Here is a 17,067-nt window from a genome sequence, read left to right as displayed (position 1 = left end):
TTGCGGAGGGGTCAGGCCGTCAGGGCCAAAGCGCCACCGCCAAGCAGGACCTGCACGAACAGAGCCACGGCCCAGAAGGCAGGATATTCCCAGCCGCCGTTTTCATTGGTGAACCAGAAGCCGTTTTTGCCGTGGGCAAGGATCGCGGCACCCAGAAGGGTCGGGATCAGGAGAAGGGCCACGAGGCTGGTTTGGAAGCCGAGGATCAGGGCGATCCCGCCCAGCGTTTCGGCGGCGATGGTCAGGTAGGCGAACCAGCCGGGGAGGCCGAGGGAGGCAAAGAAGCCAGCGGCCCCTTTCGGCGTAAAGACGAAGTATTTCAGGTAAGCATGGGCCAGAAAGAGCCCCCCGAGCGAGACGCGCAGCAGCAGGGCGGCAAGCGCGATGGCGGTGACAGAACCGGCGCCAGCGACGCCGAGGATGTTGGAAGAAAGGTCGATCATGTCTGTGTCCTCATCAAAGCCGCGACGTGCGGCGTTTCGTTGAGGAGAGAGATAGGTCAATTTTATTTGGCTTTATATGTTGAAGGTGTGGAATGACTTTCTTCAATTCGTTCTGAATTTGGTCGTAAGGGCTTTCTCTGATTTTCTCGATGAGGCACGGAGGGATGCCGTCTCACTCTGACATTGCCCGACAAAAGTCCGACAAAAGTCCGACGCTTTGCCGACACAGGAATTCAGGTGATTTTCGACCCGGATCAGGGTTCTTTCCGAAGCAGGATCGCGCGCGAGCTTGAGGCGAATTCGCGGCGCAGCATGATGGCGATCACAAGAGTGCTGCCAATCAGTAAACCGACCGGGCCGAGGAGCCAGGACAGGGCACCTAAAGCGAAATAAATGCCTCTGATTCCCGAATTGAACGCCCTCGCGGCGGTGATGTTCAATTCGCCCGCCTTCTGTGCGCGGGGCAGGGCTTTGGGGTCGTTTTCATCGTTGCTGACGGAGGCCATGACCACACCGCAATAGCCGAACAAGCGGCTCGACCAGATGAATCTCAGGAAGGCGTTGGTGATGAAAAACAGCGCCAGAAGAATTTTGACCTCCCAGATGATCTGTGGCGCATCCAGCGCCAGATCGCGCGCCACGCCGCTCAGGCGCTCGGCATTGGAGATTGCGGCCAGCCCGCCACCGATGGCAATCAGGCAGGCGGAGGCGAGAAAACTCGTGCCTTCTCTGAGGGTTGAGAGCACGGTGGCGTCGAAGATCCGGGGCTTGCGGGTGATCATATGGACCATCCACTCGCGCCGGTAATCGGCGACCAGCACCGAGGTCGAGATCCGCGATTTGGGCGGGTTCTCGATGACATAGCCCAAAAGCCCCCAGGCCCCGACCAGATAGATCACGGCGATGGCGTCGAGCGGGCTGAAATGTCGAAGCTGGTCAATGAGTTCCATGGGGGCAGCATTACGCAAGAGCGGCACGCTTGTCACATCCAAAAATTGGTTTTAAAACTTTACCAATAGGGGAGGAAAGACATGGATATGCCAGAGCCCGCGCCGGGGACCCTTGCCAGAAAGCCGGAACTGGTCGCTCGGTTGCGCGCCGTGCTTCCTGAGGATGCGGTGATTGACGCGCCGGAAGAATTAAAGGCCTATGAATGCGATGCGCTGGCGGCCTATCGCTGTCCGCCGTTGTTGGCGGTCCTGCCGGAAACGACAGGTCAAGTCTCTGAAATCATGAAGATTTGCCACGATATGGGCGTGCCCGTGGTGCCGCGTGGGGCAGGGACATCGCTTGCGGGCGGCGCTCTGCCGACGGCGGATGCGGTGATCCTCGGCGTGGCGCGGTTGCGCGAGGTTTTGGAGATCAACACCGCCGACCGCTACATCCGCGTGCAGACCGGCATGACGAATCTCTCCGTCACCGGCGCGGTCGAGGAGGAGGGGTTTTTCTATGCCCCCGACCCGTCGAGCCAGCTCGCTTGCGCCATTGCGGGCAATATCGCGATGAATTCGGGCGGGGCGCATTGCCTGAAATACGGGGTGACGACGAACAATCTTCTGGGCGTCACGATGGTCATGGCCGATGGCGAGGTGGTCGAGATCGGCGGCGCGGAGATGGATGCGCCGGGGCTGGATCTTTTGGGGTTGATCTGTGGTTCCGAAGGGCAGTTGGGCGTGGTGACCGAAGCGACTTTGCGCATCCTGCCGAAACCCGAGGGCGCGCGGCCCGTGTTGTTCGGCTTCGACAGCAGCGAGGTGGCGGGGGCCTGTGTCGCCGACATCATCCGCTCGGGTCTGATCCCGGTGGCGATCGAGTTCATGGACCGGCCGATCATTCGTGCCACCGAAGAGTTCGCGGGGGCGGGCTACCCGGATTGCGAGGCGCTTTTGATCGTCGAGGTCGAAGGCTCGGAACAGGAGATCGCGGACCAGTTGGCGCGGATCATCGCGATTGCGACACGGCACAATCCGGTTGCGATCCGGGAAAGCCAGAGTGCGGAGGAAAGCACGCGGATTTGGTTGGGCCGTAAATCGGCCTTTGGGGCGATGGGGCAGATGGGAGACTATATTTGTCTCGATGGAACGATCCCGGTGGGCGAGCTGCCCGCCGTGTTGAAACGCATCGCCGATCTGGCCGCCGAGCACGGCCATATGGTGGGCAATGTGTTCCATGCGGGGGATGGAAACATGCATCCGTTAATTCTTTATAACGCCAACGAACCGGGTCAGTTGGAAAGCGCCGAGCGGCTTGGCGCGGAGATTTTGAAGCTCTGCGTCGATGCGGGCGGTTGCCTGACCGGGGAACATGGCGTGGGGGTGGAGAAGCGTGAGCTGATGACGCATCAGTTCGCCCCTGCCGATCTGGAGGCGCAGATGGTGGTGAAGGATGTGTTCGATCCGACATGGATTCTGAACCCGGCGAAGGTGTTTCCGCTCGACGTGAGTGCCACGCGGAGGGTGCGCGCATGAGTATTTCGACAGCAAAGGAAACGCTGGCGCCGCAGAGCGAGGCGGAGGTTTGTGATGTCATTCGGAGCGGCGGGCCGTTTGCGATCGAGGGCGGTGGCACGCGGCGGATCGGTGTGGCTAAGGGCGCGCCCTTGTCGACACGGGGGCTGAGCGGGGTGACGCTTTATGAGCCGGGAACCCTGACGCTTGTGGCGCGGGTGGGAACACCTCTCAGCGAGATCGACGCGCTTTTGGCTGCGGAACACCAAAGGTTGGCTTTTGAGGTGCCCGATCTACGCGGGCTTCTCGGGCGTGTGGGCGAGAGCACCATCGGCGGTGTGGTGGCCGCCAATGCCTCCGGGCCGCGGCGGGTGGCGTCCGGGGCCTGTCGTGATTTTTGCCTTGGGGTAAGGTTCGGGGATGGGCGCGGGGATGTGGTGAAGAACGGCGGGCGGGTGATGAAGAATGTCACCGGGCTCGATCTCGTCAAGCTGATGGCGGGGAGCCATGGCACGCTGGGCGTGATGACGGAGGTAAGCCTGAAGGTGCAGCCTCTGCCGGAGACGGTGGTGACGCTCCGTGTCCCGGAATGTGAGGCCGATGTCGCGGTGTCGATCATGTCGGACATGCTGGGTCTGCCCTTCGATCTGACCGGCGCGGCCTGGCAGGGCGGTACGGTGTTTTTGCGGCTGGAAGGGTTCGAAACCTCGCTGCGCTATCGGGTCGGGTTGATGCGTGTGCGGCTGCGACGGGAGGTTGAGGAGATCTGGGGAGCCGAGACCTGTACGCCGATCTGGTGTGGCATCCGGGATGTCGAGGCGTTTCATGACAGAGGTGGGGATGTCTGGCGAGTGTCGGTGAAACCCTCTGACGCCATGCGGTTGGTTGAGACGGTTCAGCCCGAGGACATGATGTTTGACTGGGGTGGGAACCGGGTTTGGTTTTTGACCAAGGAGGGTGCGGATGTGCGGGCGGGGATGACGTCTGGCCATGCGACATTGATCCGGGTATCCGATGAGACAAAGCGGCGTTTGGGTGTGTTTCATCCGCAATCGGCAGTATTGGCAGGGATCAGTGCGGGGCTGCGCCATAAATTCGATCCGGACGGCAAGTTCAACCAAGGGGTGATGGGCTGATGCAGACGCATTTCACCGAAGAGCAGCTCACCGATCCGGGCATTCAGCGCGCCAACGAGATCCTGCGCGCCTGTGTGCATTGCGGGTTTTGTACCGCGACCTGCCCGACCTATGCGGTCTTGGGCGACGAGTTGGATAGTCCGCGCGGGCGGATTTACCTGATCAAGGATATGTTGGAGAACGACCGGCCTGCGGATGCGAAGATCGTCAAGCATCTGGATCGCTGCCTGTCCTGTCTGGCCTGTATGACCACCTGCCCGTCGGGGGTGCATTATATGCATCTGATCGACCATGCCCGCGCGCATGTCGAGAAGACCTATAAGCGGCCCATGATGGATCGTTTTCTGCGTTGGAGTTTGGCGAAAATTCTGCCCTATCCGGGGCGATTTCGGATGGCGTTGCTGGGGGCGAAGATCGCGAAGCCTTTGCGTCCTCTGATGCCCGATCCGCGTCTGAAGGCCATGTTGGAGATGGCGCCTGCGCGCATTCCGCCGGTGTCGCGCAATGACGATGCGCAGGTGTTTCCCGCCAAAGGTGCACGCAGGATGCGCGTGGCCCTGATGACCGGTTGTGCGCAAAAGGCGCTCGACACCGATATCAACGACGCGACCATCCGGCTTTTGACGCGGCTCGGATGCGAGGTTGTGGTGGCGAAAGGGGCGGGCTGTTGCGGTGCGCTGACCCATCACATGGGCAAAGAGGCCGAGGCGCATGGATCGGCCGCGAAGAACATCCACGCGTGGATCCGGGAGATCGAGGGCGAGGGGCTGGATGCCATCGTGATCAACACCTCGGGCTGCGGTACGACGGTGAAGGATTACGGGCATATGTTCCGCATGACGGAGCTTGCGAACGAGGCGGCGCAAGTCGCGGCGCTGGCAAAGGATGTGTCCGAGGTGCTGGTGCAGCTCGACCTGCCCGAAGGCAAACAAGATCTGAAAATCGCCTATCACGCCGCCTGTTCCCTGCAACATGGGCAACAGATCAAGGCACATCCGAAGACGCTTTTGAAACGTGTGGGGTTCGAGGTGGTGGAGCCGCGTGACAGCCATCTCTGTTGCGGCTCGGCGGGAACCTACAACCTGTTGCAGCCGGAAATTTCGCAAAACCTCAAGACGCGCAAAATCAAATCCTTGCAGGACAAGACCCCAGATGTGGTGGCCGCAGGCAATATCGGCTGCATCATGCAGATCGGATCGGGGATGGATGTGCCGGTGGTCCATACCGTTGAATTGCTCGATTGGGCAACAGGTGGCCCAAAACCGCCCAAATTGTTCTCGAATCGGTCATAATCCCGCCTTGAACCCTCTTTAGCGCTGAAGGGGGCGGACAGAGGGCTGACGAGGCTGACATGAAAAAATTGCTGACCATCTTTTTCCTGATCCTGATGAGCGGGGCGGCACAGGCGGATAGTGCGCTGAAGACCTTTCGCACGGGCGATGACGGTCGGGGATGGGAAGCGGTCGGGCGTCTCGATTTCGCGGGGCGCAGTTTCTGCACCGGCACGCTGATCACCGAGCGACTTGTGCTGACGGCCGCCCATTGCATGTACGACATCTCGTCGAAAAAGCCGCACAAACCCTCGGACGTGAGCTTCAAGGCTGGATGGCGCAACGGGCAGGCGCAGGCCTATCGCGAGGCGAAGGCGATCTATGTCCATCCGGGGTTCTCTCTGGCAAGCGGCGATCTGCACGACCGGTTGCTGAACGACGTGGCGCTGATCGAGCTGTCGCAGCCGGTGCGCACGGCCTCCGTACGTCCCTTTCCGACCTCCATGCGGCCTGAGAAAGGCCAGGCGGTCGGCGTCGTCTCCTACGCTCATGACCGGGCCGAAAGCCCGTCCTTGCAGGAGGTTTGCCATGTCATGGCGCGCCAAGGCGGTGTGCTCGTGACCTCCTGCGAAGTGGATTTCGGCTCTTCCGGTGCGCCGATCTTCGATATGACCGGTGCTGTGCCACGCATTGTCTCCGTGGTCTCCGCCAAGGCGCAGTTCCGGGGCGAGCGGGTGTCCGTCGGCACCTCGCTTGAGGGGGCTCTGGCGGATCTGCTGAAAATGGCAGCCATCGGTCAGAGCCATTTCAAGAAGGTGGATGCGGGGCCCATGCCGACCCTGACCGAGACTGAATTCGCGGTGGGTATGCTCGGGCGGTGAGCCCTCTTGAAACCGCCTCTCTCCATTCCCAGATCTTTGATGTCGGATGCCTGAACAGGGTCCGGCATCTCGCCTGTCCGTACCCCGGAAGGCCCTCACTCTGGAATCGCTCAATGGAGGATACCCATGCGTAATTTTGACCTTGCCCCGCTGTACCGTGCCACCGTCGGTTTCGATCAGATCGCCGATCTGATGGACCGGGTTCTGACCCAGGATGTCAGCCAGCCCAGCTACCCGCCCTATAATATCGAGAAAACCGCTGAGGACGCATGGCGCATTTCGCTGGCCGTCGCCGGGTTCTCGACCGAAGACATCGCCATCGAGCAACGTGAAAACGCGCTGATCGTCTCCGCCCGCAAATCCGACAGCGAGGAAGACAAGGGCAAGACTTATCTTCATCGCGGCATCGCCACCCGCGCCTTCGAGCGCCGCTTCACCTTGGCCGAACACGTGAAGGTCACGGGCGCGTCGCATGAAAACGGCATGCTGCATATCGACCTGAAACGCGAAGTGCCCGAGGCGCTCAAGCCGCGCCGGATCGAGATTGCCGGGCCGAACCCGGTCGACACCAAGGTGATCGAAGGCGAACGGACGACCGAGGTCTGATCTTGCGGGGCTCTGCCCCGCACCCCGGGATATTTCGGGACAAAAGAAGATTTAAGCCATCCTATGAAAAGCAAAACGCCCGCCGGTTCGGCGGGCGTCTCTTTTTGGGATAGCGGATCTTATTCGACTTTGCCGATGGACCAGAAGAAGGTCTCGCCCGAGCTGTCGTCCACGCCGTCATTGTCGGTGGAGACGAAGATTTCGCCGCTCGGAGTGATCGCGAGGCCTTCGACCTTGTCGACCACATAGCCATTCCAGGATTTCAGATCCGGGATCAGATCGCGCACCTCTTCCTTGGACACGACGGGGAGGTCGCCGCCCAGCGGAGCCGGAACCATTTCAGAGGCCGGGATGCGGTAGATTTTTTTGATCTTGGCCGCCGCACCGATCTGGTTGTCGCGTTCGATGACGTAGAACCAGTCGCCATGCGCGACGATCTCGGAAAGGCCGGTCCAACCGGTGTCCGGCGCGGCTTTCTCATAGCGCACAGCCCCCCATTCACCGCTCTCGATGTTATAGGCCACGAGTTTCACGGTGTTTTTCGGATCGTCTTTCCATTCGCGCTGAACCGCCATCCAAAGCGTATCGCCGACCTTGGTGATGCCTTCGAAGCCGAAGCGCGTCTCGTTATTGAGAAGTTCGGCGGGCAAGCCGATTTCCTCGTCAATCTCACCGTCGGCGTCGATGTGATAGATCGCATGTGGGGTCACACGGTCGGTGCGGCCTTCGGACGCGACCCAGAAGCCCCCTTCGCCATCGAGCGTGATGCCTTCCATGTCGAGTTTCTGCGCAGCATCGCCATTGGCGCGCACCACGCGGATTGCGTCAACGATCTTCGCGGGCGTCTGCGTCGGGTCGATTTTGAAGATGGTCGGTTGATAACCGTAGAAGCTGTCGTTCACGGCGTAGATCATGCCGTCCTCATCCGCAACCATGCCGGAGTTCGCGCCCCAACCGGTGAGTTCGTCCATGCCTTCCGACGTCAGCGTCGGGTAGGCGGCGGGGGCGTCTTGCAGTTCGTAGAGCATGACATGGGCACGGGTGCCGCCGTCTTCGATGAGGTCGAGCTCGTTTGCGGTCGCCAGCAGCCCGCGCTCGGGGATCGCAATCGCGCCTTCAGGCGAAATGCCGGAGGGCAGGAGTTGTTTGAACACCGGGTTCTCCGCATCGGTCACGTCATAGACGGAAACGGTGGAGGAGCGCTCGGACAGGATGAAGGCATAGGTGGTGTCGCCGAAGGTGGCGACTTCCATGCCCTCGGGTTCAACCCCTTTGGCGTCGGAGCGTTTGTCCGGGTAGTGACCGGCCTGAATGATCGGATGCTCGAATGCCGCGCCCGATTCCCAGACCAGCGTGCCGTCTTTGTTAAACACGGTGACGGAGCGGGAGCCGCCGTCCATGTCGCCCTCGTTGGCGATCATGATGTGGTTCTCGTCGATCCACTGAAGCCCATCGGGTTCGCGCAGACGACCCGGCTGGCTTTCGGTGAACAAAAGGGCTGCGCGTTCATCGGTGGCGTCGATGTTGTCGAGATCGACAGAACCGGCGGAGAAATGCGCGGTCACATTGCCGTCTTTGTCCATCACCACGATGTGGTTGTTTTCCTGCATCGTGACGGCGATTTCGCCCAGAGCGTTGATGTCGACAAATTCCGGCTCCGGATCTTCCGGGGAAATTTCCGCCAGACCGGTGACGTCGATTTTCTTCAGGCTGTCGCAAACGAGCGCCTCGTCTTTCACACCAACGGTGACCATGTAGCCGGCCGGAAGCTGGCCGACGCGGCCGTCGCCCGCTTCCTCGTCGCGCTCGTTCTCGATGGCGATGGCAACCATGGTGCCTTCGTCGTTATGCGCGGTGGAATCCGGTTGGCCGCCAAGATCGCATTCCCCGGTGATCTCGCCGGTGGCCAGATCGACAGACAGGAGTTTGCCCGAGGGTTCGACATAGCTCTCGGAGGTGTTCACCGCGACAAAGGCGGTGTTGCCGATCACGGTCACGGAGGTCGGTTCGCCAGCGACATCCACATTGCCTTTCGGCTGCGGGTTTTTCGGATCGGTGATGTCGATCAGGCCCACAACGCCCAGCGGGCTGTCGGTATAGACCAGCGTCATGCCATCCTTGGAGGCGCCGATGATCTCGGCAGAGGTGGTCCGCGCCTTGTCTTCGCCCTCGGCCATGTTGTCCGGGGTCGCGAAAGCGGCGATGCGGTTGAAATTCAGTTCGGCATTGGCCCCGGTCGCGGTGATCGCGAGCGCAGAGGCGGCCAGCAGCAGGTGCTTTTTCATGTTGTGTCCCTCGTCATTGCACACGCGCGGGGTTTGACGAAAGGAAATGTCGCCAGAGTGACGGTTTTGTATCATTTTTGTAAAGGGGGCTGTGCTCGGAGTGTCACGTCAGCTTTGTTGACTTAATCGTCGAAAAGCGCGAGACGGGAGCCCTGAATGGAGAAGAATAATGAGTCTGTCGCCCAAATCCCCCGCGCGCCTGAACACGCTTTTTGCCAAACGTACCCAGAAAATGAAGGCCTCCGAAATCCGTGAGCTTCTCAAGCTTCTGGATCAACCGGATATTATTTCCTTTGCGGGCGGTATCCCCGACCCGGCCTATTTCCCGCGTGTGGCGTTCGAACAGGCGATGCTCAAGGCGACGAGCGAACAGGCGGCGGGCATTGCGCTGCAATATTCGACCTCCGAAGGCTATACGCCGCTGCGGGACTGGATTGTCGACTACATGGGCCGTCATGGCGTGACCTGTACCCGCGACAACATCCTGATCACGGCAGGCAGCCAGCAGGCGCTCGATTATCTCGGCAAGCTGTTTCTCGATCCGAACGACACGGCCTTGGTCGCCTGGCCGACCTATATGGGCGCGCTTGGCGCGTTCAATGCCTATGAGCCGCGCTATGACCGGTTCGATCCGCAGGCCAACCGTCCGGTCGAGGATATCGAGGCCGATGCGGAGGCCGCAGGAGGCCGGGTGAAATTCGTCTACCTGTCGTCCGATTTCGCCAACCCGACCGGCGTGACGCTCACGGAGGATCAGCGTCTGACCGTGCTCAAACGTGCCGAGGCGCTGGGCTGTGCGGTGATCGAAGACGCCGCCTATCAGGAACTGCGCTATACGGGTGCCGAGGTCAAACCGATGCTTGCGCTTGAGATCGAAGAGAAGGGCGATATCGAAGACTGTCGCACGATCTATCTCGGCTCGTTCTCGAAAACCCTCGCGCCGGGACTTCGGGTCGGCTGGGCGGTGGCCGCGAAACCGGTCATTCAGCAGATGGTGCTGACCAAACAGGCCGCCGATCTTCAAACCGCCACGATCAACCAGATCGCGGTGAACGAGGTGGCGCGCGGTGTATTCGACGACCATGTCGCGACCCTGCGCGAGGTCTACGGTGCGCGGTTGAACGCCATGCTGGCGGCGCTCGAACGTCATATGCCCGAGGGTGTGGAATGGACGCGGCCCGAGGGTGGGATGTTCGTCTGGGTCACATTGCCTAAGGGCATGGGGGGCGCGGAGCTTCTGGTCAAGGCGCTGGAGGCGAAGGTCGCGTTCGTGCCCGGCGGGGCGTTCTATGCCGATGGCTCGCACACGAACACGCTCCGGCTCAACTTCTCGATGTCGCCCGCCGCGAAGATCGAAGAGGGCATCGCCCGTTTGGGCGATGTCATCCGCGCCGGGATCTGAGCGCCGGGACATTCGTTATGAAAAGAGGGGCCAAGCGCCCCTCTTTTTGTGTTTGGAGATCAGTAACCGAACCGGCCAAGCTCGCGATAGTCGATGCTCTCCAGCAGCGGCAGAACCACATCGCGCGGTTCGCCCGAGGCCTGGACCAGAATGCGGCCCTCGATCAAGGCCGAGAGATCGCCCTCGTTGTCGAGGAATTTTTCGCGCCCGACGCGGACGGTTTTCATGCCCATGGCACCGGCATTCTGGATCATGCCGCCCATCATGCCGATCATCGGGCTGTCGACCACGATGGTGATGGTGAATTCTTCGCCCGTTTCCTTGAAATAGCGTTTCGCAGCCGCCGTGCCGCCCCCCATCATGGCAAAGCCCGCGGTGGTGTCGCTGTCGTCTTCGGCGGTCCAACCTTCGGGTGCCGCAGGCAGGAAGGCGGACAGTTCGCCGGTTTTCATCTCCTGCATAAGTTGCTTGGCGTAGTCGAGTTCTTCGAGCGCGTAGGTGACGTCGCCCTCCTCATAGGCCTTGAGCGCGCTGTTGAGCGTGTCGCTCACCTCGTCGGCCATGGCGGCGGTGCCGAGGCAAAGGGCGAGCACCGTGCCCGCCAGAAGTTTGGTGGTGAATGTCATGGACCCCTCCGATGAATATTGTGCCGATAGCAAAACCGTTCCGAGGGAGTCGGGCAAGGGGAAGAATGGGGCCGGAAGCTCATAACTGGGGGCATGCGGGGCATGAAACCGGCTCGCACTTGTGCCGCAACGCCGCTAGAATGGGTGGTGTGTTTCAGTCCTGAGGCCAAACCATGTTGGGATTTCTGCGTTTTCTCGTGATCGGCCTCGTCCTTTTGACGGCGCTCTACATGCTTTTGGGCATCTACCTGCGCTCGCTCACCCGCGAGCGTCTGGAGGATGAATGGGAGAAAGAGGGTTCCATTGGCGACCGAGATACCTATGTGGAGGAGGGGATGCGGGACTATGAACGCTCCTTCCGGCCAAAGCTTTTGCTGCTGGTCTATATCCTGCCCCTGATCGTCTTTGCCGCGATCTTCTACGTGACGAATTTTATGTGAGGCCCCGCGATGCGCTATGTGAAATGGACCCTGATCGCCCTGATCGTGCTCTTTGTCGGAGGGTTCTTCCATTACACCCTGCCGCAGCATGACATCGTGCGGATCGTGAATACCTATCAGGAACGGCAGGATATTTCCGGCTGGACCTCGATTTTCTGGCAGGGGTCGGACAATGGCACGGCGACGATGCAGAGCCGCGATGTGCAATTCATTCAGGCGGTGCGCCCCTCCGGCAAAAGCATCGTTTATCGCAATGAAGACACCGGCTGGGGTTGGCCGCCCTATTTCAAATTCGATACCGCCAATCTGGCAACCGAGGCCAGCGATGCGATCTCGACCAAGGACACGCCCGAGTGGGTTTCGGTGACCCATTACGGCTGGCGCTCTCAGGTGTTGTCGATCTTCCCCAATGCCGTCGCGATCAAGCCGGTGTCCGGGCCGGATGCGACGATCATTCCTTGGGCGAATATCATCATTCTGACGTTTATCGCGGTCGTCCTGATCACGATCTATCGCATGTGGCAGCAGTTCCGCGAACGCACCATCGAGCCGCTGGTCGATGATGTGGAAGACGTGCTGGAACTGGCCGACGAGAAAAGGGACAACGCGGTCGACAAGGTCAAACGCTGGTTCCGCAGATGAGTTTTGTCGCCTGGCTGGTGAGCGCGGGCTATGTCGCCGGGTTTCTGGCGCTGACGGCGGCACTGGCGCGGCGCAGCGGGCAAAAGCTTTGGCTGTTTGACGCGGGTCAGGCCGGGGCGGCATGGGGTTTTCGCATCGCGTTCGCGATCCTTGTGCTCTGGCCCGTGGTGACGCGGGCAGGCGGTGCGCCGTTCTGGATCGTGCCTGCGGCTTTCGCCGCTGCTTTCGCGCTTTATGCGCAGGCCTATATGGGTCGCTCTTGGCGGATCGGCACCAAGGAGGGAGCGATCGGCGAAATTGTCACCGGCGGGCCGTTTCGGTTTTCGCGCAATCCGGTCTTTGTCGGGCAAATCGCGCTCAGTTGGTTTTTGACGCCGCTTGTGGGCCTGCCGATGGCAGTGGCCGCCGTGATCATGACCGCCTCAGCTGTGATGCAGGTCCGTTCCGAAGAGGGGGTTCTGGGCCAGAATGCCGATTGGCGACGCTACGCTGAGACAACGCCGCGCTGGATTGGACGGATCTAAGAACGGATTTAAAGGGGCCTCGCGGCCCCTTTCTTATTCCCCGTAGGGCACCCAGATCGTCTTGACCTCGGTGGCCTGCGCCAACCAGTCCCGCGCCGGATATGCCCGGGCCATCCCGTTGTTGACCCATGTGCGCTTGAGGTTCCCGGCGCTTTCCTTCTCAATCACAGCGGAAATCTCGGCGGAGGAGAAACTCCACACCGCCTCGACATCCATATGCCCAGCCATGGTTTTCGCCAGTTCGCCATGCAGACCGGTCAGGATATTGACCACACCTGCGGGCACGTCAGACGTGTCGAGCACCTGATAGAAATCCGTGGCTGCTAAAGGATAGGCCTCTGAGGCCACGGCGATCACCCGGTTGCCCATGGCGATGGCGGGCGCGATGACTTCGATCAACCCTGCCAAAGGCCGGTCATCGCAAAACGCACCGATCACGCCGACAGGTTCATTCATCGCGAGGGCCACACCGCGCATCGGTACGGGTTTTGCCGCCCCGTCGAGCTTGTCGCACCAAGCGGCATAGGTGAAGAGTGTGTCGATGGACTCAGTGACTTCAGCCTGTGCTTTCGCCTCCGTGGTCCCGGTCAGATCGCGGATGCGCGTGGCGAATTCATCGGCGCGGGCGGAGAGGTTTTCACCCACGAAATAAAGCACCTGCGCGCGATTGTGTGCCGTCGCCTTGGCCCAGCCTTTCGCACCCTGTGCCGCTTCGACGGCGTTGCGAATGTCCTTGCGGCTGGCAATCGAGCTATGGCCCAAGAGCTTGCCTTTGGGGGAATAGATCGCTTGGCTGTAGCCACCATCGGGCCGCGCCTGTTTGCCGCCGATATAAAGCTTCGCGGTGCGATCCAGCCCTAGAACTTCGACGTCATCCGGCTTCACATGTGCCTTCGCGGGCTTTACGGGCGAGGCTTTGCCCGCAGGTTTGGTATAGGCCATGAGGCCCTCCCAACCGCCCTCGCGGCCAAAGCCACTCTCGCGTACGCCGCCAAAGCCTGCCGCCGCGTCGAACATGTTCGACCCGTTGATCCAGACGACACCCGCGACCAGTTTCGGCGCAATATCCAGCGCGAGATTGACGTTCTCGGTCCACACGGAGGCCGCCAAACCATAGCGCGTGTTGTTCGCCACCTGCACCGCCTCGGCGGGTGTGCGGAAGGTGGTGGACACGAGCACCGGCCCAAAGATTTCTTCCTGCATCAGGAGCGAAGAGCTCTCCAAACCCGACACCAAAGTCGGCGGGTAGAAACAGCCCTCCGGCGCTTTCACCGGTTGATGCACGGTGCCCTCAGAGCCGCCCTTGGCGACGAGGCTTTCGATCCGCTGCAACTGCACCGGGTCGACGATGGCGCCGACGTCGATGCTCTTGTCCAGAGGGTTGCCGATCCGCAGATTGGCCATCCGCGCGACAAGGCGGGCGTGGAAATCCTCGGCGATGCCTTCCTGAACGAGCAAACGCGATCCGGCGCAGCAGACCTGCCCCTGATTGAAGAAAATCGCATCGACCAGCCCCTCCACGGCGCTGTCGATGTCGGCGTCCTCAAAGACGATGTAGGGCGATTTTCCACCCAGTTCGAGCGTCAGCGACTTGCCCGACCCGGCGGTCGCCTCGCGAATACGACGGCCCACGGTGGTCGATCCGGTGAACGCAATTTTGTCCACGCCGGGATGCGTGACGATCATCTCGCCCACCGCGCCATCGCCGGTCACGATGTTGACGACCCCTTTCGGCACACCGGCCTCTTGGCAGATCTGCGCAAAGAGCAAAGCGGTGAGCGAAGTATATTCCGCCGGTTTCAACACCACCGTATTGCCCATGGCAATCGCCGGCGCGACCTTCCAGGCCAGCATCAAAAGCGGGAAGTTCCATGGGATGATCTGGCCGCAAACGCCCAACGCCTCGCGCCCCGGCAGCTCTTCGTCCATGAGCTGCGCCATGCCCGCGTGGTAATAGAAATGTCGCGCCACCAAAGCCACGTCGATGTCGCGGCTTTCGCGGATCGGCTTGCCATTGTCGAGCGTCTCCAACACGGCAAACAACCGCGCGTGCTTCTGCACCAGACGTGTCAGCGCATAAAGCACCTTGGCGCGCGCCTTGCTGTCCTTCGCCCATTTGCTCTGCGCCTTGCGGGCGGCGGCCACAGCGGCGTCCACATCCGCCTCGGTCGCTTGCGTCAGATGCGCCAAAACCTCGCCCGTCGCCGGGTTCTTCGCCTCAAACACCGCCCCCGGTTCCGTCATCTTGCCACCGATGAACAGGCCAAATCGGTCCCCGCCATCCACCAGCCAACGCAGCGCCTCAGCGGCGCTCTCGGGCGCAGTCCCATAGTCCATCGTGTCGAAAATCTCTTTCACGCTCATTGCGCTGCTCCCGTCCTGCCTGTTGCGGGTTTTCTGATGGCAAAAATACTCATGTCCGACCTCACCCGATAGAATGCCGCCAAGAGGCCGAATACTGCCCGGTCACATGATGCTCCAACTGCCGCTCGATATCGCCCAAAAGCGAAGACGCCCCAAAGCGGAACAGATGCGGCGACAGCCAGTGATCGCCCAGCTCTTCCTTGATCAAAGACAGGTAGACCAGCGCATCCTTCGCCTTGGAAATCCCGCCCGCCGGTTTGTAGCCGATGCGATAGCCGGTGCGGGCGTAATAGTCGCGCACGGCTCGGATCATCACCAGAGAGACGGGGAGGGTGGCGTTGACGCTTTCCTTGCCCGTCGATGTCTTGATGAAATCCGCGCCCGCCATCATGCAGACCTGCGACGCTTTCGCGACATTGCGCAGCGACCCCAGCTCGCCGGTGGCCAGAATGGCCTTTACATGCGCCTCGCCACAGGTCGCGCGAAACTCGCGCATCTCGTCGTAAAGCGCCTGCCAGTTGCCGGTCAGGACATGACGCCGCGAGATCACGATGTCGATCTCTTTCGCGCCTGCCTTGACGCTTTCCTCGATCTCCTTCACCCGCAGGTGATAGGGCGACAGACCCGCCGGGAAGCCTGTCGAGACGGCAGCCACCGGAATGCCCGTGCCATCGAGCGCCTCGACCGCCGTTTCGACCATGTCGTGATAGACGCAAACCGCGCCCGTGGTGATCGCGGGCATGCCCATGGCGTCCAGAAGATCGGCACGCACCGGATGGGCAGCCTTGGCGCAAAGCCTGCGCACGCGCCCCGCGGTGTCATCGCCCGCAAGCGTGGTGAGGTCGATCATCGTGATCGCCTTCAAAAGCCACGCGGCTTGATACTCCTTTTTGACCGAACGCCGCCCCGGCAGGGTGGCGCAGCGGCGCTCCACGGCGGAGGTGTTCACCCGCTGCCGCTCAACAATATCGAGGTCCAGCTCCATGCCCGGATTGCGCGGTTCGTGCAGCTGCGGCAGATGGGCGGTTTCAGTGCCGACACCGGTTGTGGCGGCGGTTAGATCGGTCGTGCTCATCGAAAAGCTCCGTTTTCACTTGGCCGCAAGCTCGCATGGACGGAGCGCTTTGGCAATCATTGACCAATCGGTCAAACCGGTTGCACCACGCCTTTTTGATGTTTCACTCGATATTGCCGCGGCGTCATGCCGAACCGCGCCCGGAACAGCCGATGGAAATGGCTCATGTTCTGCAGGCCGATGTCGGTCGCGATCTCCGACAGGCTGTCCGGCGTGCCCTTGAGGCGGCGCGCGGCATAGTCCATGCGCAGCTTGTTGACGTAATCCGAAGGCGTCTGGCCGAGGCAGCTTTGCATCGTGCGGGCGACATGGGCATGGGCCTTGCCGCATTGCGCCACAAGCCCCGCTGCGCCGTCCCGGAACACCGACGGGTCTTCGAGACGCACCAGCGCCTCGGACAGCCAAAGTGGCATGGCTTCGGTCTTTTCACGGGCTTCAAGGGCCAGTCCGGCGATGAGCGGAAGCAGGAAAGCTTCGAGAAAGAGCGCGGTGCGGGGCGAGGCCTCGAGCGTTTTGGCCGCGGTCGAAAGCTGTGCCATCTGACGGATGTCGCGCCGCACTTGAACCGGGATGGACCCGGCGCCGGGGAAATACGGGCTCACTTCAGGGAAGCGGTCGACCAGCTCCCGGACTCGTCTGCGTCGCAGGATGAGGTTGACGATGTGGCTTTCCTCGCCCTGTCCCTGGAGCGCATGGGGCAGGCCGGGAGAGATAAACACCAGATCGCCTTCGCTCAGAGCCATGCGCGTGGCTTCCGTCACAAGACGCGCGCGTCCGTTGTGAAGCCAGAACAGTTCGTAATAGTCCTGATCGTGTAGGGCTTTCGGGCGCGTCCTGGACAGGACGCTTCGGGAAAAGTGGTAGTCTTCCCCTTTGGATAGAATGTCGGCCTGTCGTAATGAAGTCGTCAGCATGAGTAAATTCT

Annotated in this window: 16 protein-coding genes; 9 read left to right on the top strand and 7 right to left on the bottom strand. The window is 61.2% G+C overall.

What is annotated here, in order from left to right:
* Positions 1-11: 11 nt before the first annotated feature.
* The gene (locus tag V1471_RS12215; protein ID WP_434289097.1) at positions 12-443 is read right to left on the bottom strand and encodes a DoxX family protein; all 432 of its coding nucleotides are present in this window, start codon (positions 441-443) and stop codon (positions 12-14) included.
* Between the two features lie 254 nt (positions 444-697).
* Positions 698-1,393, bottom strand: a complete 696-nt coding sequence (locus tag V1471_RS12210) for a DUF599 domain-containing protein (RefSeq protein ID WP_434289095.1) — start codon at positions 1,391-1,393, stop codon at positions 698-700.
* Positions 1,394-1,474: 81 nt separating this feature from the next.
* Between V1471_RS12210 and V1471_RS12205 the strand changes: the two genes are divergently transcribed.
* From V1471_RS12205 to V1471_RS12185, 5 genes are all read left to right on the top strand, one after another.
* Positions 1,475-2,911, top strand: a complete 1,437-nt coding sequence (locus V1471_RS12205; RefSeq protein ID WP_434289093.1) for an FAD-linked oxidase C-terminal domain-containing protein — start codon at positions 1,475-1,477, stop codon at positions 2,909-2,911.
* A gap of 23 nt (positions 2,912-2,934) precedes the next feature.
* The gene (locus V1471_RS12200; protein ID WP_434290932.1) at positions 2,935-4,026 is read left to right on the top strand and encodes an FAD-binding protein; all 1,092 of its coding nucleotides are present in this window, start codon (positions 2,935-2,937) and stop codon (positions 4,024-4,026) included.
* Positions 4,026-5,318, top strand: coding sequence for a glycolate oxidase subunit GlcF (gene glcF, locus V1471_RS12195; RefSeq protein ID WP_434289091.1), 1,293 nt, complete (start codon positions 4,026-4,028; stop codon positions 5,316-5,318). The genes V1471_RS12200 and glcF overlap by 1 nt, the downstream gene beginning before the upstream one ends.
* A gap of 59 nt (positions 5,319-5,377) precedes the next feature.
* On the top strand, positions 5,378-6,178 hold the full coding sequence (locus tag V1471_RS12190; protein ID WP_434289090.1) for a trypsin-like serine peptidase: 801 nt from the start codon (positions 5,378-5,380) through the stop codon (positions 6,176-6,178).
* Between the two features lie 126 nt (positions 6,179-6,304).
* On the top strand, positions 6,305-6,784 hold the full coding sequence (locus V1471_RS12185) for an Hsp20 family protein (protein WP_434289089.1): 480 nt from the start codon (positions 6,305-6,307) through the stop codon (positions 6,782-6,784).
* A 119-nt stretch (positions 6,785-6,903) separates the two neighbouring features.
* On the opposite strand, the gene V1471_RS12180 is transcribed toward V1471_RS12185, so the two are convergent.
* The gene (locus V1471_RS12180) at positions 6,904-9,069 is read right to left on the bottom strand and encodes an esterase-like activity of phytase family protein (protein WP_434289087.1); all 2,166 of its coding nucleotides are present in this window, start codon (positions 9,067-9,069) and stop codon (positions 6,904-6,906) included.
* Positions 9,070-9,238: 169 nt separating this feature from the next.
* Here V1471_RS12180 and V1471_RS12175 point away from each other — a divergent pair, with 169 nt between their 5' ends.
* A complete protein-coding gene (locus V1471_RS12175; RefSeq protein ID WP_434289086.1) occupies positions 9,239-10,471 on the top strand; it encodes a PLP-dependent aminotransferase family protein in 1,233 nt (410 codons plus the stop codon).
* A 59-nt stretch (positions 10,472-10,530) separates the two neighbouring features.
* Here V1471_RS12175 and V1471_RS12170 read toward each other — a convergent pair whose 3' ends face one another.
* Positions 10,531-11,097, bottom strand: a complete 567-nt coding sequence (locus V1471_RS12170; RefSeq protein ID WP_434289085.1) for a hypothetical protein — start codon at positions 11,095-11,097, stop codon at positions 10,531-10,533.
* 173 nt (positions 11,098-11,270) lie between these two features.
* On the opposite strand from V1471_RS12170, the gene V1471_RS12165 reads away from it, so the two are divergent.
* From V1471_RS12165 to V1471_RS12155, 3 genes are read left to right on the top strand one after another with little or no spacing between them, the layout of a single operon-like run.
* Positions 11,271-11,537 (top strand): hypothetical protein, encoded by a 267-nt coding sequence (locus tag V1471_RS12165; RefSeq protein WP_434289083.1) that lies wholly within the window; start codon positions 11,271-11,273, stop codon positions 11,535-11,537.
* A gap of 9 nt (positions 11,538-11,546) precedes the next feature.
* Positions 11,547-12,179: a DUF1523 family protein gene (locus tag V1471_RS12160; RefSeq protein WP_434289082.1), complete on the top strand. Its 633-nt coding sequence runs from the start codon at positions 11,547-11,549 to the stop codon at positions 12,177-12,179.
* Positions 12,176-12,703, top strand: a complete 528-nt coding sequence (locus tag V1471_RS12155) for a methyltransferase family protein (RefSeq protein WP_434289081.1) — start codon at positions 12,176-12,178, stop codon at positions 12,701-12,703. The genes V1471_RS12160 and V1471_RS12155 overlap by 4 nt, the downstream gene beginning before the upstream one ends.
* A gap of 33 nt (positions 12,704-12,736) precedes the next feature.
* On the opposite strand, the gene V1471_RS12150 is transcribed toward V1471_RS12155, so the two are convergent.
* The 3 genes from V1471_RS12150 to V1471_RS12140 all read right to left on the bottom strand — a co-directional run bounded on the left by V1471_RS12150 (position 12,737) and on the right by V1471_RS12140 (position 17,056).
* A complete protein-coding gene (locus tag V1471_RS12150) occupies positions 12,737-15,067 on the bottom strand; it encodes an aldehyde dehydrogenase family protein (protein WP_434289079.1) in 2,331 nt (776 codons plus the stop codon).
* Between the two features lie 61 nt (positions 15,068-15,128).
* On the bottom strand, positions 15,129-16,142 hold the full coding sequence (deoC, locus tag V1471_RS12145; protein WP_434289077.1) for a deoxyribose-phosphate aldolase: 1,014 nt from the start codon (positions 16,140-16,142) through the stop codon (positions 15,129-15,131).
* Positions 16,143-16,213: 71 nt separating this feature from the next.
* Entirely contained in the window at positions 16,214-17,056 is an 843-nt protein-coding gene (locus tag V1471_RS12140; protein ID WP_434289076.1) for a helix-turn-helix domain-containing protein, read from the bottom strand.
* Between the last annotated feature and the right edge of the window lie 11 nt (positions 17,057-17,067).

The organism is Celeribacter sp. SCSIO 80788 (assembly GCF_051054295.1).
Taxonomy (GTDB): domain Bacteria; phylum Pseudomonadota; class Alphaproteobacteria; order Rhodobacterales; family Rhodobacteraceae; genus Celeribacter.
Note: the sequence above shows the minus strand (reverse complement) of the source record. Positions and strands in the feature narration are given on the sequence as shown.